The following is a 24,570-nucleotide window of genomic DNA, read 5'->3' as shown; positions in this document are numbered from 1 at the left end:
CTCGTTTGCCTCCCTGGAACGCAAATGCCCGGCACGAGGCCGGGCACGACGGATGATGCGTGGGACGCGTTCGCCGATTTACGGGCAGGATCGCCGCACGCCGCCGGATGCGATGTAGGTGCCCGAAGCGGGGTCGTAGGTACGGAAACGCTGGGAGCAATAGGCGTTGTTGTTGGCCTTGGCCTGGCTCGCCGCAATCGCGCCGCCGATGATCGCGCCGGCCGCCAGCCCGCCGATGATCGCCGCGCCGTTACTGCCACGATCGCGATAGTAACCACCGCGGTAGCCGTATCCGCCGCGATAGCCGTAACGCGGACCACCGTGCCAGTGCCGATACTGCACATGCTCGACGGAGGTAGGCTGGTCCTGCAATCGCGCGGGAGCGAGTGGTGCGGCGGACGAAGGCGCAACAGTCGACAGCGTCATGGCGCCAGCGCTGATGGCGGCCACGACCAAAGTTCCCAACTTCATCATTTTCTCCTTGTTGTGGGATTTTGCTGTTGGACGAACAATCGAAACAGCAGAGTTGGAACAACATAAAGCGGCGAAGCCGCGTCAAAGTTCCATTTCAGGTAAGCGTCACCGGGCCGCAGTTGACACAAGCCCGTGTCAGGCGGGCCGTGGCGCGACTCGACTTTTGGTTGGGCCTATCCGCGCGGCGGCCGGCGGCGTTTCGCAGCGTGGCTTCGCGGCGACCGAGCCACCCTTGGCCGCAACCGGCTGGCGGCCTCGCGACGCGGCTTGGCGGCCTGCGGCGGGCGCGCAAGCTCCATCAGCATGCGCAAGGCTTCGACCACCGAGCGCTGCCGCACCGCGCTGCGGCCGATCGCGCCAAAACGCTGCTCACGATGGATGATGCGGCCGTCACGCGCGGCGGCGGCGAAGTGCACGAGACCGACCGGCTTGCCGGGCGTCGCACCTCCAGGGCCCGCGATGCCGGTGATCGAGACCGCAAGGTCGACGCCGGCCTTTTCCAGCGCGCCGATCGCCATCGCGGTCGCGGTTTCCTTGCTCACCGCGCCGAACGTTTCCAGCGTGGCCGCCCTGACGCCGAGCATGACCCGCTTGGCGTCATTGGAGTAGGTGACGAAGCCGCGGTCGATCACGTCGGAGGAACCGGGGATGTCGGTCAGCGCGCCGGCGACGAGGCCGCCGGTGCAGGATTCCGCGGTCGCGATCGTCAGCTTGCGCATCCGGCACAGATCGAGCAGCGAGCGGGAGAGGGCGCGTGCGTCGCTGCCGCCCATGTCAGGCACTCCAGCCTTTATCGTCCCACGGGAGACGGACCGTGGCGCTCGCGGTTGCCGCGATGCCTTCCTCACGGCCGGTGAAGCCGAGTCGCTCGCTGGTCGTTGCCTTCACCGCGACGCGAGAGATGTCGACGCCGGAGATCTCGGCGATGCGCGCGCGCATGGTGTCGCGCAAGGGGCCGATCTTCGGCCGCTCGCAGATCAGCGTCACCTCGAGATTGGCGACGCGGCCGCCGCGCTGGGCGACGCGCTCGATGGCGTATTTCAGGAACTGGTCGGAGGAGGCGCCCTTCCATTTCGCATCGCTCGGCGGGAAGTGCGAGCCGATGTCGCCGTCGGCCAGTGCCCCGAGGATGGCATCCACCAGGGCATGCAGGCCGACATCGCCGTCGGAATGGGCGAGGAACCCCCTGGTGTGCGGCACGCGCACGCCGCAGATCATGACATGGTCGCCTTCGCCGAAAGCGTGCACGTCGTAGCCGGTGCCGGTCCTGATGTCGCCGAGCAGGGCAGCCAGGCGCGCTTCCTCGCGCACGAAATCCTCGGGAGTGGTGAGCTTCATATTGGCAACATCGCCCTCAAAGGTTGCGACCGTCAATCCCGCCCATTCGGCAATCGCGGCATCGTCGGTGAAATCAGAGCGCCCATCGCGCGCTGCGCGACGATGCGCCTCCAATATTACGTCGAAACGAAAAGCCTGTGGCGTCTGCGCGATCCGCAGGCGCGCGCGCTCCGGCGTCGCCTCGACATCGCCGCCCTCACCGGTGACCTTGATGGTGTCAGTGACGGGCACGACCGGGATCGCGGCGCCAGTGCGGCCCGCAGCTTCGATCGCACGCGAGATCACCCCTGCCGAGACGAAGGGGCGCGCGGCGTCGTGGATCAGCACGATGTCCGGCTTGTCACTTGCAAGCGCCTCGAGCCCGGCATGGACCGAGGCCTGCCGGGTCGCGCCGCCCGGCGTCGGCGGCCGATGGCGGAGGCCTGCGACCGCTTCATCGAACAGCGCGGTGTCGTCAGGATTGACCACAGGCTGCACTGCAAACACGTCCGGATGTCCGGAGAACGCCTCCATGGCGCGGTAGATAACCGTCTGTCCGCCGATCGTCCGGTATTGCTTCGGCCCGCCTGCGCCGGCGCGCAGTCCACGGCCGGCTGCGACTAGGATGGCTGCGGTACGCTCAGGCTTCGGCATTTTGAACCAGTGACAGACGAATCGGGGATGAGGGGGACGGCGAGGATCGCCGCGCACAGCCCTTAGCATGACCGCTGCGCAAAAACAGAGCGTTTGCCGATGACTGTGGGAAAAGCAGATTTTGTTGCAGTGCACTTGCACTGATGATAGGAATGTCTAAACTGTAGGCATGACGCTTGACTGCACAAGAATTGTGCGCAGAATAGACGACGTCAGCTGCAATGGCGTGGCTGACAGAACGACGAGACGGCTGTGACCGGCGTGCAAAGTACTCCTCGTAACCCATTGAAGATCGGCGATATTGCTGTCGCCAACCGGGTTCTCCTCGCGCCCATGTCCGGCATTACCGATGCGCCCTTTCGGCGACTCGCTGCCACTTTGGGCGCCGGCCTGGTGGTCTCCGAGATGACCGCCAGCAACGATCTGGTGATCGGCAAGCCGATGTCGAAGCTGCGTTGCGAGGCAGCCGGGGTCGGCCCGCATGTGGTCCAGCTCGCCGGCTGCGAGACACACTGGATGGCGGAAGGCGCCCGGATCGCCGAAGCCGAAGGCGCCGATATCATCGACATCAACATGGGCTGTCCGGCCCGCCACGTCACCGGCGGCCAGTCCGGCTCGGCCTTGATGCGCGACCTCGACCATGCCCTGAGCCTGATCGATGCGACGATCGCGGCGGTGAAGGTGCCGGTGACGTTGAAGATGCGGCTCGGCTGGGACGACCGCACGCGCAACGCTCCGGAGCTGGCGCGGCGCGCGGAGGCCGCAGGCATCAAGCTCGTCACCGTCCATGGCCGCACCCGCTGCCAGTTCTACAAGGGCGAGGCGAACTGGAACGCCGTGCGCGCCGTCAAGGACGCCGTCACCGTCCCGGTCGTGGTCAACGGCGACATCACCTCGTTCGACAAGGCTGTCAGTGCGCTCGAGATGTCGGGTGCCGACGCCGTCATGATCGGCCGCGGCGCGCAGGGGCAGCCCTGGCTGCCGGGACAGATCGGCCGCCGCCTCGAGACCGGGATGGCCGAGGCCGCGCCGTCGCTCGCCGAGCAGCTCAAGCACATTCGCGCGCTCTATGACGAAGTTTGCAGCCACTATGGCCTGCGCATCGGGCTCAAGCATGCACGCAAGCATCTCGGCTGGGCGCTGGAGGCTGCTGCGGCCTATAGCTGCGCGCCGGCCGCGACATTGAAGACCTGGCGGCAGGCGATCCTGACCGCGGAAGAGCCGTCCAGCGTGCATCGCTCGCTCGCCGACGCCTACGACGATTTTGCCTGGAGTGCTGCCGCATGACGTCAGCCATGGAATTCCGCCGGCCGGTGCCGACTGACGGGGAGGCCATCCTCAATGCGCTGCCCAACCCGGTGCTGCTGGTCGCGCCCGACGGGCGGATCGTCGCCGCCAATATCGCGACCGAGGCCTTCTTCGAGATCTCGACGCAGTTCCTGAAGCGGCAGTCGTTGAAGGAACTGGTGCCGTTCGGCAGCCCCTTGCTGGCGCTGATCGACCAGGTGCGCTCGTCGAATTCGCCGGTCAACGAATACAAGGTCGATCTCGGCACGCCCCGCATGGGCGGCGACCGCCAGGTCGATCTGCACGTGGCCCCGCTCACCGAGCGGCCCGGCCACATCGTGGTGATGCTCCAGGAGCGCACCATCGCCGACAAGATGGACCGCCAGCTCACCCATCGCAGCGCCGCACGCTCGGTGATCGCGCTCGCCGCCATGCTGGCGCACGAGATCAAGAACCCGCTGTCCGGCATCCGCGGTGCCGCGCAGCTCCTGGAACAGCAGGCCTCGTCCGAGGACCGCATGCTGACGCGGCTGATCTGCGACGAGGCCGACCGCATCGTGACGCTGGTCGACCGCATGGAGGTGTTCGGCGACGAGCGCCCCGTGGTGCGCGGCCCCGTCAACATCCATTCGGTGCTCGACCATGTGAAACGGCTGGCGCAGTCGGGCTTTGCCCGCAACATCCGCTTCATCGAGGACTACGATCCCTCGCTGCCGCCGGTGCTGGCGAACCAGGATCAGCTGATTCAGGTGTTCCTCAATCTCGTGAAGAACGCCGCCGAAGCGGTCGCCGATCTCGGTACCGATGCGGAGATTCAGCTCACCACGGCGTTCCGGCCGGGCGTGCGGCTGTCGGTGCCCGGCAAGAAATCGCGGGTCTCGCTGCCGCTGGAATTCTGCGTCAAGGACAACGGCTCTGGCGTGCCGGATGATCTTCTGCCCAACCTGTTCGACCCGTTCGTGACCACCAAGCAGACCGGCTCGGGTCTCGGCCTGGCGCTGGTCGCCAAGATCGTCGGCGATCACGGGGGCATCATCGAATGCGAATCTCAGCCGCGCAAGACCACCTTCCGCGTGCTGATGCCGATGTATAGCGCCGCCAAGCAACTCGACCAAAGCAACCGCGATGACGTTCCGGGTACGTCCTCGCCTGCCTCTCAGGATGCACGATGAGGAACACCAATGCCCGCAGGTAGCATTCTCGTAGCCGATGACGATACCGCCATCCGCACCGTACTCAATCAGGCTCTGTCCCGCGCCGGTTACGAGGTGCGGCTGACCGGCAATGCCGCAACGCTCTGGCGCTGGGTCAGCCAGGGCGAGGGCGACCTCGTCATCACCGACGTGGTGATGCCGGACGAAAACGCCTTCGACCTGCTGCCGCGGATCAAGAAGATGCGGCCGAATCTGCCCGTCATCGTCATGAGCGCGCAGAACACGTTCATGACGGCGATCCGCGCTTCCGAGCGCGGGGCCTACGAATATCTGCCCAAGCCCTTCGACCTCAAGGAGCTGATCGCCATCGTCGGTCGCGCGCTGGCCGAGCCGAAGGAGCGGGTTTCCAGTCCCGCCGACGACGGCGAGTTCGAACTCGATCCCGCTGGTCGGCCGGTCGCCGGCGATGCAGGAAATCTACCGCGTGCTGGCGCGCCTGATGCAGACCGACCTCACCGTGATGATCACGGGCGAGTCCGGCACCGGCAAGGAACTCGTGGCGCGGGCGCTGCACGATTACGGCAAGCGCCGCAACGGCCCGTTCGTCGCGGTCAACATGGCTGCGATTCCGCGCGATCTCATCGAGTCCGAATTGTTCGGGCACGAGCGCGGTGCCTTCACCGGCGCGAACACCCGCGCCTCCGGCCGGTTCGAGCAGGCCGAGGGCGGCACGCTGTTTCTGGATGAGATCGGCGACATGCCGATGGAGGCGCAGACCCGCCTGCTGCGCGTGTTGCAGCAGGGCGAATACACGACGGTCGGCGGCCGCACGCCGATCAAGACCGACGTGCGCATCGTCGCGGCCTCCAACAAGGATCTGCGTGTCCTGATCCAGCAGGGCCTGTTCCGCGAAGATCTGTTCTTCCGCCTCAATGTCGTGCCGCTGCGGCTGCCGCCCTTGCGTGAACGCATCGAGGATCTGCCGGATCTGGTGCGGCACTTCTTCACGCTGGCCGAGAAGGATGGGCTGCCGCCGAAGAAGCTCGACTCGCTGGCGCTGGAGCGGCTGAAGCAGCACCGCTGGCCCGGCAACGTGCGCGAGCTGGAAAATCTCGCCCGGCGCCTTGCCGCCCTCTATCCGCAGGACGTGATCACGGCCTCCGTCATCGACGGCGAGCTTGCGCCGCCCTCGGTCACCTCGGGCAGCACGGCGACCGTCGGTGTCGACAATCTCGGCGGCGCGGTTGAGGCGTATCTGTCCTCGCACTTCCAGGGCTTTCCGAACGGCGTGCCGCCGCCCGGCCTCTATCACCGCATCCTCAAGGAGATCGAGGTGCCGCTGCTCACGGCCGCGCTGGCCGCCACCCGCGGCAACCAGATCCGCGCCGCCGACCTGCTCGGCCTCAACCGCAACACGCTGCGGAAGAAGATCCGGGACCTGGACATCCAGGTCTATCGGAGCGGAGGGTAGAGGTTGACGGGGCCGGCACGGGCCCCACCACCGTTATTGAGTAGTCACAAATGGTTTTGAGGACACGGCGCCGCACCAGCGTTTGCGCCGCGGAAATGTCGCAATTCGGCAACATTGTGATATGATTGCATCAGTTCGCAATTCCCGCGGGCGATCGCTCTCAGCTCAATTGCCGGTATGACCAGCGCAGAGACCACCGCTTCAACATTACACGCCCCACCGGCCGAGCCCAATGCAGAGGCGCGGGGCTTCCCGCTGCGGCGCTGGCTGGCGCCGTTTGCCGTGGCCATCGCGCTGCTGTCCGCCTTCCTAACCTTCGTGGTGCTGACCGGGCTGACCCCGATCGAGCCCACGTCCGAGGTGGTCCGCTCCTTCCTGATGATCAATGCCGGCACCATCCTGCTGCTGGTCGGCATCATCGTCCGGGAACTCTGGCAGCTGATCTTGGCGCGGCGGCGGGGCAGGGCGGCAGCGCGCCTCCATGTCCAGATCGTCAGCCTGTTCTCGATCGTGGCGGTGCTGCCGGCGGTGCTGGTCTCCGTCGTTGCCAACGTCACCATCGAGCGCGGCCTCGACCGGTTGTTCTCCGGCCCGACCAGGGAGGTGATCCAGAACTCGCTGACGATCGCGCGGGCCTATATGCAGGACCACGCCCAGCTCATCAACGGCGACACGCTGGCGATGGCCAATGACCTCGCCCATGCGCGGCCGCTCTACGACCAGGATCGCATGACGTTCCTGCAGCTGATGACGGCCGGCGCCGAATCGCGCAATCTTCCGGTCGCGGTGCTGATGGACAAGGACGGCAAGATCGTCGCCAGCGCCGAGACCGGCGTTCGCCTGAACTACGAGGCGCCGCCGCCCGACATCCTGAAGGACATCAACGAGACCGAGCCGAAGATCTCGGTCTTTCCGGAAAACTACGTCGCCTCCGTGGTCCGCCTGCGGGCCTATGACGACATGTTCCTGTATGTGGCGCGGCTGCTCGATCCGGCGGTCGTTGCCCAGCTCAAGCAGACGCAGACCAGCGCGGCGGAATATGCCCAGCTCGAGACCCGCAGGCTCGGCATCCAGGTCGCCTTCGCGCTGATGTTCGCGGTGATCGCGCTGACCATCCTGATGGCCTCGGTGCTGATCGGCCTTAACTTCGCCAACTCGCTGGTCTCGCCGATCCGGCGGCTGATGAACGCGGCGCAAACGGTCTCGACCGGCGACCTCCATGTCCAGGTGCCCGTGCATCAGTCGGAAGGCGATCTCGCCCAGCTCGGCGAGACCTTCAACAAGATGACGCAGGAATTGCGCAGCCAGCGCGACGAGCTCGTCAATGCCAGCGACCTCATCGACAGCCGCCGCCGCTTCATCGAGGCCGTGCTGTCCTCGGCGAGCGCCGGCATCATCGGCGTCGATACTTCCGGCAGCGTCGGCATCCTCAACCGTTCCGCCGAGAAGCTGATCGGGCACTCCGAAGCGGAGACGCTGGGCCATCCGCTCTCGGACGTGCTGCCCGAGCTCGACGAGATGATGAAGACGGCGCGGGAAGGGACCCAGCGCCTGGTGCAGGGCCAGATCACCATCCTGCGCGACGGCCATGAGCGCAACCTGTCCGTCCGCGTCTCGGCCGAGCAGACCAACCAGCCGCACGACAGCTACATCATCACGCTCGACGACATCACCGAGCTGGTCTCGGCCCAGCGCACCTCGGCCTGGGGCGACGTGGCGCGCCGCATCGCTCACGAGATCAAGAATCCGCTGACGCCGATCCAGCTCTCCGCCGAGCGCATCCGCCGCAAGTTCGGCAAGTCCATCACCGAGGACAAGGACAAGCAGATCTTCGACCAGTGCACCGACACCATCGTGCGCCAGGTCGACGACATCAGGCGCATGGTCGACGAGTTCTCGCGCTTTGCGCGGATGCCCAAACCGGTGATGGAGGGCGAGGACGTCGCCGACACCGTGCGGCAGGCGGTGTTCCTGATGAAGGTGGCCCATCCCGAAATCGATATCGAGGCCGAGTTCAAGGACGATCCGCTCCGCGCCCAGTTCGACCGTCGGCTGATCTCCCAGGCGGTCACCAACATCGTCAAGAACGCCACCGAGGCAATCGAGCAGGTTCCCCCCGAGGAGCTCGGCAAAGGCCGAATCGACGTCGTGGTGTCGCGCGAGGGCGACGACGTGCTGATCGACGTCATCGACAACGGTATCGGCCTGCCCAAGGTCGCGCGCTCGCGCCTGCTCGAGCCGTACGTCACCACGCGCGCCAAGGGCACGGGCCTGGGGCTGGCCATCGTCGGCCGCGTGCTGGAAGACCATGGCGGGCGGATCGAGCTGAAGGACGCCTCCGACTTCCGCGAAGGTCAGCGCGGCGCCTGGATGCGGATGCGCTTTGCCGTCACGGGCCAGGCGGCCAAGCCGGAGAACAAGCCCGAAAGCAAGGACCAAAAACCGGACGTCAAACCGGACAAGACCGCACCGGACAGTGAAAAAAATCCGCCGGAGGAGCCGACCAACGGCCCGGCACAAGCGACCAACAATGAACCAAAAATCCAAGAAACGACCCAAGAACCTATCCGAGATCCCGCTGATCAAGGGCCAAATAATCAAGAGCCAAATGCGCAAAAGCCAAAATTCAAAGCCGCGACGAGCGACTGACAAGGCAGGTGTAACCCATGGCAAGTGACATTCTGATTGTCGACGACGAAGCTGACATTCGCGACCTCGTTGCGGGTATTCTGGACGATGAGGGCTTTTCCACCCGGACCGCACGTGACAGCGATACGGCGCTCGCCGAGATTGCCAATCGGCGGCCGCATCTGGTGTTTCTCGACATCTGGCTGCAAGGCTCCAAGCTCGACGGCTTGCAGCTGCTGGAGCAGGTCAAGAAGGACAATGCCGATCTGCCGGTCGTGATGATCTCCGGCCACGGCAACATCGAGACCGCGGTCGCCGCGATCAAGCGCGGCGCCTACGATTTCATCGAGAAGCCGTTCAAGGCTGACCGGCTGATCCTGGTCGCGACCAGAGCGCTGGAGAACTCGCGACTTAAGCGCGAGGTCAAGGAGCTGAAGCAGCTTGCGCCGAGCGCGAGCCAGCTCGTCGGCCGCTCGCCGAGCATGAACCAGCTGCGCCAGACCATCGAGCGCGCAGCGAAGGCCAACAGCCGCATCCTGATCGTCGGCCCCGCCGGCGCCGGCAAGGAATTGACCGCTCGCACGCTGCATACGGCCTCGGGCCGTGCCGACGGTCCCTTCGTGGTGATCAACGCGGCGGCGATCACGCCCGAGCGCATGGAGCACGAGCTGTTCGGCATCGAGCAGTCCAATGGCGAGCAGCCGCGCAAGCCTGGTGCGCTCGAGGAAGCCCATGGCGGTACGCTGTTCATCGACGAGATCGCCGACATGCCGCGCGAGACCCAGAACAAGATCTTGCGCGTGCTGGTGGAGCAGTCGTTCCAGCGCGTCGGCGGCACCGCCAGGGTGCAGGTCGACGTGCGGATCATCTCCTCGACCGCGCGCAACCTGGAGGAGGAGATCGCGGCCGGCCGTTTCCGCGAGGACCTCTACCACCGGCTCTCGGTGGTGCCGATCCGCGTGCCCGCGCTGTCGGAGCGGCGTGAGGACATTCCGGAATTGATCGACTATTTCATGGAGCAGATTTCCGCCGGCAGCGGCCTGCCCAAGCGCCAGATCGGGCAGGACGCGATGGCGGTGCTGCAATCCCATGTTTGGCCCGGCAATGTGCGTCAGCTCCGCAACAACGTCGAGAGGGTCATGATTCTCGCGGCAGGGGGGCCGGAGGTCATCATCACGGCCGACATGTTGCCGCAGGACGTCGGCTCGATGGTGCCGGCGATGCCGACCAGCAACAATGGCGAGCACATCATGGGCTTGCCGCTGCGTGAGGCGCGCGAAGTGTTCGAACGCGACTATCTGATCGCCCAGATCAGCCGCTTCTCCGGCAATATCTCGCGCACCGCGGAGTTCGTCGGCATGGAGCGCTCGGCGCTGCATCGAAAGCTGAAGGCGCTCGGGGTCGGCTGACCCCGGCGCGGCAGGTCGGCAGGTCCGCCGGCGGCTCGGAGCGGAGCCCGGCGGTTACCAGCCGGGGAGCCGACAGGCGGCTCTCGGGGGCGGTTTGGTCGTTCAGCGGGGCGAGGGCGGGGCCGGTACAACCGGGGATTTATCCACTCTCCACGAGAATATTCGTCTCTTTCCCCGCACTTTCTTAGAATTGCCACCGTGTTCCTACCGACTGCACCGCGAACTGGCTTGCCTAAAAACCGCGCGTAGCCTCTAATCCTACCGCTATGCCTGCCGGAGGGGGATCTCGTGGCAGGTGGGCGGCCGGAGGAGGCTCCGTCAGAGAGCAGCAACCGGTTCAATAAAAAGAAGCACAAGCTTGCGGGACAAAAACAATGGCGGCAGACCGCGCACAAAACCTACAGGACACCTTCCTTAATCACGTTCGCAAAACCAAGACGCCACTGACGATCTTTCTGGTCAACGGAGTGAAGCTCCAGGGCATCGTGACCTGGTTCGACAATTTCTGTTTGCTGTTGCGGCGCGACGGTCACTCGCAGCTGGTCTACAAGCATGCGATCTCGACCATCATGCCGGGCGCACCCATCCAGTTGTTCGAAGGCGGCGAGGATCAGCCGACTTGAGAGTGATCTGATTGGAACCCTTCAATCGTGAAGGGGGCGCCGACCGTGCGCGGTCGGCGGGGGACGGCAGCACCGGGCGGGTGATCGTCATCGGCCCGTACCTGCGCACGCGCCGTGGCGACGGCGATGCGCAAACGGCTTCCTCTGTCCGCGACTATGAAGCGCGGATCGAGGAAGCCGCCGGCCTCGCCGGTGCGATCGACCTCAGTGTGGTGGACTCGGTCATCGCGCCGATCAGTCAGATCCGGCCCGCGACCTACCTCGGCAAGGGTAAGGTCGAGGAAATCAACGGGCTCGTCGCCAGCAACCAGGTCGAGCTCGTGGTGATGGATTGCGCGCTATCGCCGATCCAGCAGCGCAATCTCGAGAAGGAATGGCAGGCCAAGGTGCTCGACCGCACCGGTCTCATTCTGGAGATCTTCGGCCGCCGCGCCAAGACCAGGGAGGGCTCGCTCCAGGTCGAGCTTGCGCATCTCAACTACCAGCGCTCGCGCCTGGTGCGCTCATGGACCCATCTCGAACGCCAGCGCGGCGGTTTCGGCTTCATGGGCGGTCCTGGCGAGACGCAGATCGAGGCGGACCGCCGCCTGATTCAGGAGCGCATCTCCAAGCTCGAGAGCGAGCTTAAAAAGGTGCAGGCGACGCGGCGTCTGCATCGCGCCGGCCGCCAGCGCGTACCGTATCGCGTCGTCGCGCTGGTCGGATACACCAATGCCGGCAAATCGACGCTGTTCAACCGCCTGACCCGCGCCGACGTGCAGGCGGCCGACATGCTGTTTGCGACGCTCGACCCTACCTTGCGAGCACTCACTTTGCCGCATGGCGGCAAGGCGATGCTGTCGGACACCGTCGGCTTCATCTCCAATCTGCCGACCCAGCTCGTCGCCGCCTTCCGTGCCACGCTGGAGGAGGTGCTGGAGGCCGACGTCATCCTGCATGTCCGCGACATCTCGCACGAGGATGCGGAGGCGCAGGAGCGCGACGTTGAGGCAGTGTTGCGCCGGCTCGGCATCGATCCCGACGCCGACGGCGGTCAGCGTATCATCGAGGTCTGGAACAAGATCGACCGCTTCGATCCCGAGGAGCGGGACAATTTGGGCAATATCGCCGCGCGCCGTCCGCTGGAGCGGCCATGCTTCCTGGTTTCGGCCGTATCAGGTGAGGGCATCGATCCACTGCTTGCCGCGATCGAGGAACGCCTCGCCGCCAAGCGCACCACGCTTGATCTCTCCGTCGACGCCTCGGACGGTGCCGGCATCAGCTGGCTGCACCGCAACGCCGAGGTCCTGTCGAAGGAGCTGCACGACGGCCGCTTCGACATGACCGTGCGGGTGGACGAGACCAAGCGGGACATCGTCATGAGCCGGTTCGCCGCCGTCCCCTACGAGGCGTAAGCCCTCGAATACGGTCCCTGCAATCTTTCGAAATATGACGATGCCGTGACGTTGCAGGGTGCCGATGCGCCTGCGACGTGGCGTCGCACTTTCTGTTTGAAATCCGCGCCGCCTTGGTTCATTGCGCTGCAGAACGCAAAGCCGAGGCGGATCGATGCAAGACACCAGCGAAATCATCACGAAAGAGACGCTCGCCGGCCAGAGCGGTGATCTTGCCCACGAGCGGGCGCCCGAAATCGTCGAGGCGCTCAATGCCCGGGAGCCTGCGGATGCCGCGAAGCTGCTGCGATCGCTGCCTGCCGAGAAGGCGATCGAGGTGCTTGACCTGCCCGGGCTCGACAACACCTGCGAGATCCTCGCCGAGCTGCCGAAGGATACCGCGGTCTCGCTGCTGTCGGGCGTCTCCGACGACCGTGCCGCCGATATCTTCAAGGAGCTGGTCGAGCCGCTGCGCACCACGCTGCTGAACGGCCTCAATCCGGAGACCCGCAACGTCATCTCGGGGCTGTTGGCCTATCCCGAGCGCAGCGCCGGCAGCATCATGACGACCGAGTTCGTCAGCGTGCCCTCGAGCTGGACCATCGCCGAGGTCTTGCATCACATCCGGATGGTCGAGCGCACCCGCGAGACCGTCTACTCGATCTTCGTGATCGACCCGGTCAAGAAGACCCTGATCCAGGCCGTGCCGCTGCGCCGCCTGATCTCGGGCGATCCGCACGCCAATGTGCTGACCGCGGCGCCGGCGCGGAAGCCGCTGATGATCTCGCCGGAGGCCGACCGCATGGAGGCGGCGCGGCTGATCTCGCGCTACGACCTGCTCGCCGTCGCGGTCGTCGACGGCCCCGGCCATATCCTCGGCATCGTCACGGTCGACGACGTCATCGACGCCATCGTCGAGGAATCGACCGAGGACGCCCAGAAGTTCGGCGGCATGGAAGCGATCGACGAGCCCTATTTGCGGATCGGTTTCGGCGAGATGATCAAGAAGCGCGCCGGCTGGCTGTGCGCGCTGTTCCTGTCGGAAATGCTGACCGCGACCGCAATGCAGTCGTACCAGAGCGAGCTCGAGAGGGCGATCGTCCTGACGCTGTTCATCCCGCTGATCATGAGCTCGGGCGGCAATTCCGGCTCGCAGGCAACCTCGCTGTTGATCCGCTCGCTGGCGCTGCACGAGGTGCGGCTGCGCGACTGGTGGCGTGTCGCCGTGCGCGAGGTGCCGACTGGTATCGTGCTCGGCGCCATTCTCGGCCTGATCGGCGTCGTCAGAATTACGCTGTGGCAGACGCTCGGCCTGTTCGACTACGGCCCGCATTGGGTGCTCGTCGCTGCGACCGTCGGTGTCGCGCTGATCGGCATCGTCACCTTCGGATCGCTGTGCGGCTCGATGCTGCCATTCATCCTCAAACGCATCGGCTTCGACCCGGCCAGCGCCTCCGCGCCGTTCGTCGCGACACTGGTCGACGTCACCGGCCTCGTGATCTATTTCGGCGTTGCCGCGGTGATCCTGCGCGGGACGCTGTTGTGAGCCAGTTGTGGGAAGAGGCAGTCCTGTCCCGCACACTCATTGTCGTCCCTGCGAAAGCAGGGACCCATAACCACCGGCCCTCATCGTTGCGCACGGTCGCAGTTCCGCGTTTGCGCGGGACTGTCACCGTCAGTCACAGTTAGATCACGCGGTATGGGTCCCGGCTTTCGCCGGGACGACAGCGGTGTTTGCGCTCTTCGCTTCATTCCACAACGCGTCCATCTCCTCCAGCGACGCACCATCGAGCGAACGTCCCTTCGCCGCCAGCGCCTTCTCGATATAGGCAAAGCGCCGCTCGAATTTCGCGTTGGTCGCGCGCAGTGCGGCTTCCGGATCGGCATCGACATGGCGGGCGAGGTTGACGAGGGCGAACATCAGGTCGCCGGTTTCTTCCGCCAGCTCCTGCTTGTCGTTGCGATCGAGCGCGGCCTCGATCTCGTCGGCTTCCTCGCGGATCTTTTGCAGCACCGCGCGCGGGTCGTTCCAGTCGAAGCCGACGGTGGAGGCCTTGCGCTGCAGCTCCATGGCGCGGGTCAGCGCGGGCTGGCCGGCCTTGACGCCCGACAGCAGCGATTTGTGCGACGGCGCTTCTTCCGGCGGCCGGCGTGCGGCGCGTTCGGCTTTCTCCTCGGCCTTGATGCGGTCCCAGGCGCTCTTGACGCCGGCCGGCTGGATATTGCCGTCCTTGTCGGCGAAGACGTGCGGATGACGGCGGATCATCTTCCTGGTGATCGCCTCGACCACGTCGCCGAACGCGAACGCGTTCTGCTCCGAGGCCATCTGGGCATGGTATACGACCTGGAGCAGGAGATCGCCGAGCTCCTCGCGCAGATCGTCGAGATCGCCGCGGGCGATGGCGTCGACCACTTCATAGGCTTCCTCGATCGTGTAGGGCGCGATGGTCGCAAAATCCTGTTCGAGGTCCCAGGGGCAACCGGTGACCGGCGTGCGCAGCGCAGCCATGATCTCGATCAGACGGGAAATGTCGCGGCATGGGGTCATGGGGCACCGGCATCAAAGAGGTATTGGCTTTATGCCAAAACACCCCTCCCGATCCCAGTAAAACACGCCGGAAACACGGCACTGTCCACGGATTGGCCACGGCGCCGCCAAGTGCTAAATCGCGTTCCATGACCGATCAGAACGCCTCCGAGACCGCACTGGTGCTGTTCTCCGGCGGCCAGGATTCCACCACCTGCCTGGCCTGGGCCTTGTCGCGCTTTGCCCGCGTCGAGATGCTCGGCTTCACCTATGGCCAACGCCACGCGATCGAGCTCGATTGCCGGGACCAGCTGCTGGCCGGGATCAAGCGGGTCCGGCCGGAATGGTCCGCGAAGCTCGGCGACAGCCACACGCTTGATATCCCGACGCTGGCGGCGGTGTCCGAGACCGCGCTGACGCGCGACGTCGCGATCGCGATGGGGGCCGACGGCCTGCCCAATACGTTCGTGCCCGGCCGCAACCTCGTCTTCCTGACCTTCGCCGCGGCGCTGGCCTATCGACGCGGGATCAGCCACATCGTCGGCGGCATGTGCGAGACCGACTATTCCGGCTATCCCGATTGCCGCGACGAGACCATCCGCGCCATGCAGGCCGCGCTCTCACTCGGCATGGCCAGGAAGTTCGAGCTGCACACGCCCTTGATGTGGATCGACAAGGCCGCGACCTGGAAGCTGGCGCACGATCTCGGCGGCGAGGGGCTCGTCGACCTCATCCGCGAGCACTCGCACACCTGCTATCTCGGCGAACGCGGCGCGCAGCACGATTGGGGCCATGGCTGCGGCGAGTGCCCGGCGTGCAGCCTGCGGGCGAAGGGGTGGGCGGAGTACGTCGCGCAGGGTGGCCCGTAACCGTGGGCTGATGGCCCCGCAGGGCGCACGGCCAAAATATCGAAAACAACCCCATGCAAAGGAGTTGGCGGCTGCTGGCGTTCGACACGGCAACTTGACACGTCGGGCAACTCAACGGTACTCTTCTATTATACAGAAATAGCGCAGGTGCGGCTCGATTGGGTCATCCGGTGCGCTGCGGCTTCTCGGCTCAATCTCTGGAATGCTGGATTACCAGGCATGCGCGGGTGCTGACAGCGCTAGGTATGGCGCCTTGAATCGCGAACTCATCCCCATCGTCGTCCCGGCGAAGGCCGGAACCCATAACCACGAATGGTCATTGTTGAGCGATGGTGGAACGACAAGTCGCGTTCACACAATATCCGCCGCGGAGTATGGGTCCCTGCTTTCGCAGGGACGACGGGGAGAGAATCGGGCGAGCGCTACGCAAAATCCGCCGCCGTCAGCTCGATCGGCTTGCCGTGCGGCGTGCGATCGGCGGCGTGGTCCCAGGCGTCGCGATAGCGGTGCAGCGTCTCCGGTGTCGTGACGCCCTTGGCGGCGACGAGATGTTCGAGCGTCGCGAGCCAGTGCTGGTAGTAGGTCTCGCCGGTGTCGGGATCGCCGGCCGCCTGCGCGCGCTTGATCTGGTCGGCGAGTGCCGCAGCCCATTCGGTCCAGGTGAACACGCCGCGGTCATGCAGCGTCAAGGCCATGGCGAACGCCTGCGCCTCCCACGGTGCGCGGAACACCGGGCCGTCCTGGTCGCGGGGAATGCTGGAGACGGCGCTGGTGGCGCGCGCGGCGGCACCTGCATCCATCACACGGCCTCCAGATAGGGCTCGAACGCGTCGATCGAGACCTTTGTGGTCAGATCAGCGTCGGGGCCCCAGAGTTCGCTGCCCTCGAACACCACGGTGTAGAGCCATTGCGGATTCTCGCCGGCGTCGTTGGCGACCGTATCGGGAAACACGTGACAGCCATGATCGCGCTCGATCACGCCGACATGGCCGCGCACGTAGCGCGGCAGCCTTGTGTGCGTGGCCGGATGGATGTTCTTCGCGCGCACGCGGTCGCCGATATTGAATTTCGCCGGAGCCGGGGCAGGGCGGTCAAATTTGCCGCGCACCATCACGCGCTCGACATTGCCGAGGTCGAACTTGCCGTGCTTGAGCGCTTTCGCCGGCGCGACGGAATGCCCGGCGGCGACGTCGTCGTTCGAGATGAAGCCCTTGTCGAGCAGCAGGGCTTCCAGCCCGAGCAGCCATTTCTTGTAGTAGGAGCTCGCGAGATAGACGTGCGGCGGCAGCGTCTCGCGGTAGAAGCGCGAGGTATCGATGTTGAAGGCGCCGGCCGCGCCCATCGCGCGCACCATGGCAAGCACACGCGCTTCCCAATCCGCGTGAAACATCGGCTCGTTGGGCTCGGGCTCGACCTTGCCGAACCCGTCCATGCCGCCCATGTCGTGCACGCCGTTCATGACGGGGCTCCAGGCTTCCGCGGAAAGCCGGTGCCGATCATGGAGTCGCGGGTGACGAGTTCGGCGAGCTGCTCCTCGGTCCAGCCCTCCGTGCCTGCAGGGCGCATCGGCAGCACCAGGAAGCGCGTCTCGGCGGTCGAATCCCACACCCGGATTTCCATGTCCTTGGGCAGGGTGACGTCGAAATCGGCGAGCACGCCGCGCGGATCCTTTACGGCGCGGGAGCGGTAGGGCGCAGCCTTGTACCAGACCGGCGGCAGTCCCAGCATTTCCCAGGGGTAGCAGGAGCACAGCGTGCACACGACCATGTTGTGCCGCTCAGGCGTGTTCTCGACCACGACGAGGTGGTCGCCGACGCGGCTCACATAGCCGAGCGTGCCGATCGCCTTGCTGCCGTCCTCCAGCAGCGCCGTCTTGAACGCGGGATCGGTCCAGGCCTTGGCGACGACGCGCGCGCCGTTATGAGGGCCGATCCTGGTCTCGTAGGCCTGGATGATGGCATCGAGCGCGGCGGGCTCGACATAGCCTTTTTCGGTCAGGATCGTCTCGAGCGCGCGCACGCGCAACTCGGTCTCCGACAGTTCGGAATGGTCGTGATCGTGGTGGTGATGATCATGGTCGCTCATGCCCACAGAATAGGCGAAACCGTCGTGCTATGTCGAGGCAGGCAGTACACAAGAATGCGAGCGGGGAGGTATGCGTGGTTGACTACGTGAAGATCGAGAAGGGCCTTGGGCCTGAGGGCCGGATTGCGGTGGTCCGTTTCGACCGCGGCGACGGCATCAACGCACTCTCGCCGGAGGCATTGCGGCAGCTGACGGCAGCGGCGCGCAGTTTCGAGGATGACGCCGCGACATCGGTCGTCGTCTTGACCGGCAGCTCGGGCCAAATCGTTCAGCGCCGGCTTCGACCTCAAGGATGCGGAGGGACGTTCGCGCAAGGAGATGGATCTCGGCACGCTGCGGCGGCATCTCAAGCTCGGGCCGCGCCTGACGCACGCCTGGCAAGAGATGGAGCAAATCACGATCGCGGCGATCGAGGGCTTTTGCGTCGGCGGCGGGGTGGCGCTCGCCGTCGCGCTCGACTTCCGCATCATAGGCCGCAACGCGCATTTGCGGGTGCCCGAGATCGGGCTCGGCATGAACATGAGCTGGCAGAGCATCCCGCGCATGCTGCATCTGATCGGGCCGGCCCGCACCAAGCAGGCGGTCATATTGGCCGACCAGCGCATCAGCGCGGACGAGGCCTATGAATGGGGCCTGGTGGAACAGGTGACCGATCCTGGAAAGTCATATGACGCCGCGATGGCGCTCGCGGCGAAGGTCGCCGCACAGCCGCCGCTCTCGGTCGCCATGACCAAGCTGACCGTCAACCGGCTCGCGCATGCGCTGGACGATCTCGCCAGCCACATGGATGTCGATCAGTTCGCGCTCGCCAGCCTGAGCGAGGATCACAAGGAGGGCGTCGAGGCCTTCCTCGGACGGCGGAAGCCGCGCTTCAAGGGGCGCTGATGCGTGTCGTTCAAGAGCCTTCCAGGCTTCGGAATGGCCAAGGCCCTGACGCCGGGCCGAAGCGTCAGGGCCTTTGCAGTGCGGAGACGACCCCGGCACCTTTGCGGGCCCTGGGGCCGACGCTGGGGTCATCCGCCTGCACCGTTGTCGAGATCGAGCAGGCATTGGCTATCATGCGCCCATCGCCGGTGTCCGCATTTGCCTATGTGAATCGCCATCGTCCTCTCGGACCGCCGGGCTCACTTTCGCCGTCGCGCTCTGGTGCGGGCTGCTTTCTTTGCTGCGGCCGAACGGACGGCCGATCCCTTGGTTTTTGCCGCCTTGCGTGCCGCGGCCGAGCGGGCCGATGCAGAACGCCGCGAGGCCGCGCGCCGCGTTTGTTTCGACAGCGCCGTGTGCGACGCCGCGCTGCGCGGTTCCCGTTTCAGGACGTTGGACACCGCTCGCGAGACGCGCGGCCTGCGTCTGGTCTTTCGCTTGCCCTGGCCCGCCTCATAGGCGTACTCCGCGCTCTTGCGAGTGGTCGCCTTGGCCGCGCCTTTCTTGGGTGGTCGAAGCGCAACGCCCGCGCGCCTCGCCTTCGACAGGCCGATTGCAATGGCCTGTTTGGAAGATCGCGCTCCGTGCTTGCCACGGCGAACGTTGCGAATTTCCTCGTGCACGAACTCGCCCGCCTGGGTGGTCGTCGACTTTCCCGCGCGCCGGTCCTGTCTGGCCTTTTGCATCGTCTTTCGTTCCGGCATCATCGTTCTCCCGTTGCCGATTTCGGTTTCCGGGACATCAACGTCCGGCTCAAGGAAACGGTCCTTCAAGCATCGATGCGGCCACTGCCGCAGGAGCGCCTCTCGTCGATCCTAGGTTCCCGAGATCAAGGCTGCGCAGTGGCGAGCGATCGCTGCTTCCTCGTTTGTCGCCATGACGAGCACGTCCACCGAACTGTCCTCGCAAGCAATGTGCAGCTGTGCCGCGGTGTTGGCGGATGGATCGAGCTGGACACCCAGCCATCCGAGTTGGTCGCAGACCTGGGTGCGAACTTCGCTCGCGTGCTCGCCGATGCCGCCGGTGAAGACCAGGCAGTCCAGGCCGCCGAGCGTGCCAGCCATCGCGGCGACCTGTTGCGCGATGCGGAACGCGAAGAGATCAACCGCTTCCTTCGCGGCGGGCTCCTGGCTTGCGAGCAGGACACGCATGTCGGAGGACACGCCCGAAACGCCGAGCAGGCCCGATTGGTGATAAAGCAGCTGCTCAAGGTCGTCGACCGACATGCCGTGCCGCTGCTGGAGATAGAGCAGCACGCCGGGATCGATCGTGCCGCAGCGTGTGCCCATCACGAGGCCGTCGAGCGGCGTCAGCCCCATCGTGGTGTCGATGCTGCGGCCATCGCGCAATGCGCAGAGGCTGGCGCCGTTGCCGAGATGCGCCACCACGGTGCGCTTCGCGGAAAACTCCGGCGAGATGTCGGCAAGGCGGCCTGCGACATATTCAAAGGAGAGGCCGTGAAAGCCGTAGCGCCGAATGCCGGCGCGTTCGAGATGTCTCGGGATCGCAAACCGATTGACGGGTGGCGCGATGCCATGATGGAACGACGTGTCGAAGCATGCGACCTGCATCAGTTCCGGCCGGATCGCGCTGATTGCCCGGATTGGCGTCAGGCAGCGAGGCTGATGCAGCGGCGCCAGCGGGGTGAGGGCGTCGAGGACGGCAAGCACCGTCCGATTGACCTCGACCGGTCGCGGAAATTCGCGGCCGCCGTGTACGACGCGATGTCCGACGGCACGCAACCGCTCGCCAAGATGATGTTCGATCCGTGCCAGGACATCGGCGAACAGCCGATCGGGCGACGCATCTGGTTCGGCTTGCTCCAACGCGAACGACGCGCGGCCGGCCGGATCGGTGAAGACCAATCGCGACGCGCCCTCGTGCTCGTCGATCTGTGCTTTGCAGAGCAGCGCAGGATCGGCATGCGAAGCATCGAAAACGCCGAACTTGATGCTCGACGAGCCGGAGTTGACGACCAGAACCGCATCGGACGTCGGCATGGCTCAACCGCCGGATTTGGCAGGGGTGGCGCCGCCAGCGCTGTTCGGCCAGACCCAGTCGCGGATCTCAGGCATGTCCTCGCCATGCTCGCGCACATATCGCGCATGCGCGATCAAGGCGTTCCGGTATCCTTGCTTGATCTGTGCGGCCTTGGTCGCCAGACCCGGTACGCGTTCGATTGCCTCGATCGCGAGATGATAGCGGTCGAGCCCGTTGAGCACGACCATGTCGAACGGCGTCGTCGTGGTGCCTTCCTCGGCAAAGCCGCGCACATGCATGTTGTCGTGATTGGCCCGGCCATAGGTGAGCCGGTGGATCAGATATGGGTAGCCGTGGTAGGCGAATATGACGGGGCGATCGCGCGTGAACAGGCTGTCGAAGTCGCGATCGCTGAGGCCATGAGGGTGCTGTTGCCTCGGCTGCAGCGTCATCAGGTCGACGACGTTGACCACGCGGATATTGAGGTCGGGGAGGGCCTTGTGCAGCAGATCAACGGCGGCGAGCGTCTCCAGCGTCGGAACGTCACCCGCGCAAGCCATCACGACATCGGGCTCGCGTGTGGCATCCTCGGTTCCGGCCCACGTCCAGATGCCAATGCCGGCATCGCAATGGGTGGCGGCGTCCTGCATCGAAAGCCATTGCGCGGACGGTTGTTTGCCGGCGACGATGACATTGATCCGATCGTAGGTTCGCAGGCAGTGATCGGCAATCCACAGCAGCGTGTTGGCATCCGGCGGGAAATAGATGCGGACGATGTCCGCCTTCTTGTTGGCGACAAGATCGACGAATCCGGGGTCCTGATGGCTGAAGCCGTTATGGTCCTGGCGCCAGACATGCGAGGTCAGGAGATAGTTGAGCGAGGCGATCGGGCGCCGCCACGGCAGGTCGCGCGTGACCTTCAGCCATTTGGCATGCTGGTTGAACATGGAATCCACGATGTGGATGAAGGCCTCGTAGCAGGAGAAGAAGCCATGACGTCCGGTCAATAGATAGCCCTCCAGCCAGCCCTGGCAGAGGTGCTCGCTGAGGACTTCCATGACGCGGCCGTCTTGAGCGAGATGGACATCATACGGCTCGATCGGCTCCATCCAGACGCGCTCGGTGGCCTCGAACACGGCATCTAGCCGGTTCGACGCGGTCTCGTCCGGCCCCATGATGCGGAAATTGCCGGCATCCGCATTCAGCTTGAGGACATCGCGCAGGTATTTTCCGAGCTCGTGGGTCGCTGCGGCGACCGTCTGACCCGGATGCTTCACGTCGACGGCAAATGCGCGGCAATCCGGCAGCCGGAGCTCACGTTTCAAAAGGCCGCCATTGGCGTGCGGATTGGCGCCCATCCGGCGGTTCGCGGTCGGGGCGAGGGCCTGGAGCTCCGGGATCAGCGCACCATCCTTGTCGAACAGGTGCTCGGGATGGTAGCTGCGCATCCAGTCTTCAAGCAGCCTGAGATGCGCGGGGTTGTCGCGGACTTGCGCGATCGGTACCTGATGCGCGCGCCAAAAGCCCTCGACCTTCTTGCCGTCGACTTCCTTCGGGCCGGTCCAGCCCTTCGGGCTGCGCAGCACGATCATCGGCCAGCGCGGCCGCTCCGATCGTTTGCCGCCTCGCGCCTCGGTTTGGATCTTGTGAATTGCCGCAAGCGCGTCATCGAGGGCGGCAGCCATGGCGCGATGCATCGGCATCGGATCGTCGCCCTCGACGAAAAGCGGCTCATGTCCGTAGCCGCGAAAGAGGCTGCGGATTTCCTCGTCGCCCATCCGTCCGAGCACGGTGGGATTTGCGATCTTGTAGCCGTTGAGATGCAGGATCGGCAGCACGGCGCCGTCATGCGCCGGGTTCAGGAACTTGTTCGAGTGCCAGGACGCGGCGAGAGGGCCGGTCTCGGCCTCGCCGTCGCCGACCACGCATGCGACGATCAGATCAGGATTGTCGAATGCCGCGCCATAGGCGTGCACCAGCGCGTAGCCGAGCTCGCCGCCTTCGTGAATGGAGCCGGGCGTTTCCGGTGCCGCGTGGCTTGGGATACCGCCGGGGAAGGAAAACTGCCGGAACAGTTTGCGCAGACCGTCCGCGTCTCGGCCGATGTCGGGATAGATCTCGCTGTAGCTGCCTTCGAGATAGGTGTTGGCGACCATGCCGGGGCCGCCATGGCCGGGGCCGCAGACATAGATGATGCTGAGGTCCAGCGCGCGGATCACGCGATTGAGATGGGCATAGATGAAGTTCAGGCCGGGCGTGGTGCCCCAATGGCCGAGCAAACGCGGCTTGATGTGCTCGGGCCGCAACGGCTCGCGCAGCAACGGATTGTCGAGCAGGTAGATCTGCCCGACCGAGAGGTAGTTGGCGGCGCGCCAATAGCGATCGAGCAGATCGAGGTTGCTGGCGGTCGTTCTTTGTTCGATCGTTGCCTTCATGGAGCCAACTCCTTCCCAAAACAATCACAACAGCTACAGGTTGATCCGTCCGGTGATGATCGTGCTCGACTGATGGCGAGGCCGGGCGGGACGTCGGGCAGCGATAGTGGCGGCGGTTCTTGGCTGATGCATTGCGTTCGCCGGCTCCAACCGCAGGCGCCGATCCTCGTTCCTTCCTTTGCCGCCTTGGAGCGGCGCATCCGCACAGCCTAGCGGTGACGGCGACTGATTTGTTCTTCGACATCGGCAAACAAGGCATCTCCGGGCGGGATCACCGATCTCTCATATGTAAATGCCGGAACCAGGCAGAGAGATGACAAGCGACAGCGAATGATGTTTCGACCGCGATTCGATATCCGCCATAGTCAGCCGAAGGTACAGTTGATGAATCTCATCGACCGCTACTTTTTCGCAGCAACGATGACCGTGACAATTGTACTCTGGCTGTACCTTGGGTTGCTGGTGGCCGGTAGCTGACGGCGTGTGCCTGAAAACGGGACCAGTCCCACCTCGGCGTCGAAATACCCCGCCCTCTGAAATAGGCCATAGTCGCTGTCCTGAAGGTGCGCGGAACGGCGCGCGTCGGGAAACCCAACCAGCGCGACAACGTTAACACCTCGATCATCCGCGCAACTGGCAGAGGTGCTGCTATGCGTACGATCTTGATCGTGGAAGACGAGTATTTCATTGCCGATGACTGTGCCGCGCTGGCACGACAGGCCGGCTATCACGTCGTCGGCCCGTTCGCTTCGATCGACGAAGCCCGCCCGCACGCTTCCGGAGCCTCTGGCGCGCTGATCGACATCAACGTCAATGGAACCTCGTCCTACAAGTTGATCGATGCCCTGCTTGCGATGGGAACACCGGTCACCCTGTACACCGGCTACGACGCCAGCACGCTGCCCGAGAAGTATGCGCATCTCCCGGTGGTGACCAAGCCGCGCGGGTGTGCGGAAGCTCTCGGGATGCTGTGCAAGCAGATGAACGTCGCCGGATAGCTGGCGAGCTGAACGCTGATCGATGGGCGCGCCGGGATGCGCAGCGGCGTTGGGTCCCGGCCCCCCGTGCGCAATGGCACCAAAGAGAATGAGAGCTCGCTGCTCTTTCCACACGTCGTCCCTGCGAAAGCAGGGACCCATAACCACAGGGCTGCGTTGTTGACACAGGCTGTGGCTCCAGCACAGCAAGCCAACTGACGTCGGCGGCTACGGCTCCCTGCTTTCGCAGGGACGACACCGCATGTTTTGCGCTGTGGTTCCCAACACAGCACTTTGTTGGCAACTTTCCTGGCCGAGGTTTGTTGTCTCCTCATCATCGGCCAAGGCTCTGCCGTAGGCGTCGGTGGCTGAGAGACCGATTG

The 24,570-nt window shown here is 65.0% G+C and carries 19 protein-coding genes and 2 pseudogenes; 11 read left to right on the top strand and 10 right to left on the bottom strand.

The window, feature by feature from the left end; translation table 11 throughout:
• Positions 1-78: 78 nt before the first annotated feature.
• The 3 genes from RX327_RS20825 to RX327_RS20815 all read right to left on the bottom strand — a co-directional run bounded on the left by RX327_RS20825 (position 79) and on the right by RX327_RS20815 (position 2,445).
• Positions 79-474 carry a BA14K family protein gene (locus tag RX327_RS20825; RefSeq protein ID WP_317246969.1) on the bottom strand — a complete coding sequence of 132 codons (396 nt, stop codon included), beginning with the start codon at positions 472-474 and terminating at the stop codon, positions 79-81.
• A 173-nt stretch (positions 475-647) separates the two neighbouring features.
• On the bottom strand, positions 648-1,247 hold the full coding sequence (locus RX327_RS20820; RefSeq protein WP_317246968.1) for a CinA family protein: 600 nt from the start codon (positions 1,245-1,247) through the stop codon (positions 648-650).
• Between the two features lies 1 nt (position 1,248).
• Positions 1,249-2,445 (bottom strand): bifunctional 2-C-methyl-D-erythritol 4-phosphate cytidylyltransferase/2-C-methyl-D-erythritol 2,4-cyclodiphosphate synthase, encoded by a 1,197-nt coding sequence (locus tag RX327_RS20815; protein ID WP_317246967.1) that lies wholly within the window; start codon positions 2,443-2,445, stop codon positions 1,249-1,251.
• A 285-nt stretch (positions 2,446-2,730) separates the two neighbouring features.
• Here RX327_RS20815 and dusB point away from each other — a divergent pair, with 285 nt between their 5' ends.
• The 8 genes and pseudogenes from dusB to mgtE all read left to right on the top strand — a co-directional run bounded on the left by dusB (position 2,731) and on the right by mgtE (position 13,936).
• Complete coding sequence (gene dusB / locus RX327_RS20810; protein ID WP_317246966.1) at positions 2,731-3,732, top strand: tRNA dihydrouridine synthase DusB; 1,002 nt, start codon at positions 2,731-2,733, stop codon at positions 3,730-3,732.
• Entirely contained in the window at positions 3,729-4,904 is a 1,176-nt protein-coding gene (locus RX327_RS20805) for a nitrogen regulation protein NR(II) (protein WP_317246965.1), read from the top strand. Before dusB ends, RX327_RS20805 begins: the two co-directional genes overlap by 4 nt.
• Before the next feature lie 9 nt (positions 4,905-4,913).
• Positions 4,914-6,357, top strand: a pseudogene (gene ntrC / locus RX327_RS20800) (nitrogen regulation protein NR(I)).
• Between the two features lie 177 nt (positions 6,358-6,534).
• The gene (locus RX327_RS20795; protein WP_317246964.1) at positions 6,535-9,006 is read left to right on the top strand and encodes a sensor histidine kinase NtrY-like; all 2,472 of its coding nucleotides are present in this window, start codon (positions 6,535-6,537) and stop codon (positions 9,004-9,006) included.
• Positions 9,007-9,023: 17 nt separating this feature from the next.
• A complete protein-coding gene (locus RX327_RS20790; RefSeq protein WP_317246963.1) occupies positions 9,024-10,394 on the top strand; it encodes a sigma-54 dependent transcriptional regulator in 1,371 nt (456 codons plus the stop codon).
• 374 nt (positions 10,395-10,768) lie between these two features.
• Positions 10,769-11,017 (top strand): RNA chaperone Hfq, encoded by a 249-nt coding sequence (gene hfq / locus RX327_RS20785; RefSeq protein ID WP_028179548.1) that lies wholly within the window; start codon positions 10,769-10,771, stop codon positions 11,015-11,017.
• Between the two features lie 11 nt (positions 11,018-11,028).
• Positions 11,029-12,411 carry a GTPase HflX gene (gene hflX, locus RX327_RS20780; protein ID WP_317246962.1) on the top strand — a complete coding sequence of 461 codons (1,383 nt, stop codon included), beginning with the start codon at positions 11,029-11,031 and terminating at the stop codon, positions 12,409-12,411.
• Between the two features lie 154 nt (positions 12,412-12,565).
• Complete coding sequence (gene mgtE, locus RX327_RS20775; protein WP_050385345.1) at positions 12,566-13,936, top strand: magnesium transporter; 1,371 nt, start codon at positions 12,566-12,568, stop codon at positions 13,934-13,936.
• A gap of 144 nt (positions 13,937-14,080) precedes the next feature.
• Here mgtE and mazG read toward each other — a convergent pair whose 3' ends face one another.
• Positions 14,081-14,938 carry a nucleoside triphosphate pyrophosphohydrolase gene (gene mazG / locus RX327_RS20770; RefSeq protein ID WP_317246961.1) on the bottom strand — a complete coding sequence of 286 codons (858 nt, stop codon included), beginning with the start codon at positions 14,936-14,938 and terminating at the stop codon, positions 14,081-14,083.
• Between the two features lie 128 nt (positions 14,939-15,066).
• On the opposite strand from mazG, the gene queC reads away from it, so the two are divergent.
• Positions 15,067-15,786 carry a 7-cyano-7-deazaguanine synthase QueC gene (queC, locus tag RX327_RS20765; RefSeq protein WP_317246960.1) on the top strand — a complete coding sequence of 240 codons (720 nt, stop codon included), beginning with the start codon at positions 15,067-15,069 and terminating at the stop codon, positions 15,784-15,786.
• A 422-nt stretch (positions 15,787-16,208) separates the two neighbouring features.
• Here queC and RX327_RS20760 read toward each other — a convergent pair whose 3' ends face one another.
• Genes RX327_RS20760 through nthA form a run of 3 tightly spaced genes read right to left on the bottom strand, consistent with a single transcriptional unit; the run spans position 16,209 to position 17,871 of the window.
• The gene (locus RX327_RS20760; protein WP_317246959.1) at positions 16,209-16,586 is read right to left on the bottom strand and encodes a nitrile hydratase accessory protein; all 378 of its coding nucleotides are present in this window, start codon (positions 16,584-16,586) and stop codon (positions 16,209-16,211) included.
• Positions 16,586-17,245 (bottom strand): nitrile hydratase subunit beta, encoded by a 660-nt coding sequence (gene nthB / locus RX327_RS20755; RefSeq protein ID WP_317246958.1) that lies wholly within the window; start codon positions 17,243-17,245, stop codon positions 16,586-16,588. The genes RX327_RS20760 and nthB overlap by 1 nt, the downstream gene beginning before the upstream one ends.
• Positions 17,242-17,871, bottom strand: coding sequence for a nitrile hydratase subunit alpha (gene nthA, locus RX327_RS20750; protein WP_317246957.1), 630 nt, complete (start codon positions 17,869-17,871; stop codon positions 17,242-17,244). Before nthA ends, nthB begins: the two co-directional genes overlap by 4 nt.
• A 74-nt stretch (positions 17,872-17,945) precedes the next feature.
• On the opposite strand from nthA, the pseudogene RX327_RS20745 reads away from it, so the two are divergent.
• Positions 17,946-18,756 (top strand): annotated as a pseudogene (locus RX327_RS20745) (enoyl-CoA hydratase/isomerase family protein).
• Positions 18,757-18,995: 239 nt separating this feature from the next.
• On the opposite strand, the gene RX327_RS20740 reads toward RX327_RS20745, so the two are convergent.
• Genes RX327_RS20740 through RX327_RS20730 form a run of 3 tightly spaced genes read right to left on the bottom strand, consistent with a single transcriptional unit; the run spans position 18,996 to position 23,210 of the window.
• Positions 18,996-19,568 (bottom strand): DUF6496 domain-containing protein, encoded by a 573-nt coding sequence (locus RX327_RS20740; protein WP_317246956.1) that lies wholly within the window; start codon positions 19,566-19,568, stop codon positions 18,996-18,998.
• A 42-nt stretch (positions 19,569-19,610) separates the two neighbouring features.
• Positions 19,611-20,795 (bottom strand): acetate/propionate family kinase, encoded by a 1,185-nt coding sequence (locus tag RX327_RS20735; RefSeq protein ID WP_317246955.1) that lies wholly within the window; start codon positions 20,793-20,795, stop codon positions 19,611-19,613.
• Between the two features lie 3 nt (positions 20,796-20,798).
• The gene (locus RX327_RS20730; protein ID WP_317246954.1) at positions 20,799-23,210 is read right to left on the bottom strand and encodes a phosphoketolase family protein; all 2,412 of its coding nucleotides are present in this window, start codon (positions 23,208-23,210) and stop codon (positions 20,799-20,801) included.
• A 650-nt stretch (positions 23,211-23,860) separates the two neighbouring features.
• Here RX327_RS20730 and RX327_RS20725 point away from each other — a divergent pair.
• Positions 23,861-24,208, top strand: coding sequence for a response regulator (locus tag RX327_RS20725; RefSeq protein ID WP_028331969.1), 348 nt, complete (start codon positions 23,861-23,863; stop codon positions 24,206-24,208).
• The last annotated feature ends 362 nt before the right edge of the window (positions 24,209-24,570 follow it).

Origin of the sequence: Bradyrhizobium sp. BEA-2-5 (genome assembly GCF_032918025.1) — a bacterium.
GTDB classification, from domain to species: domain Bacteria; phylum Pseudomonadota; class Alphaproteobacteria; order Rhizobiales; family Xanthobacteraceae; genus Bradyrhizobium; species Bradyrhizobium pachyrhizi.
The sequence above is the reverse complement of the archived record's forward strand: the minus strand, read 5'-3'. Positions and strand labels throughout refer to the sequence as shown.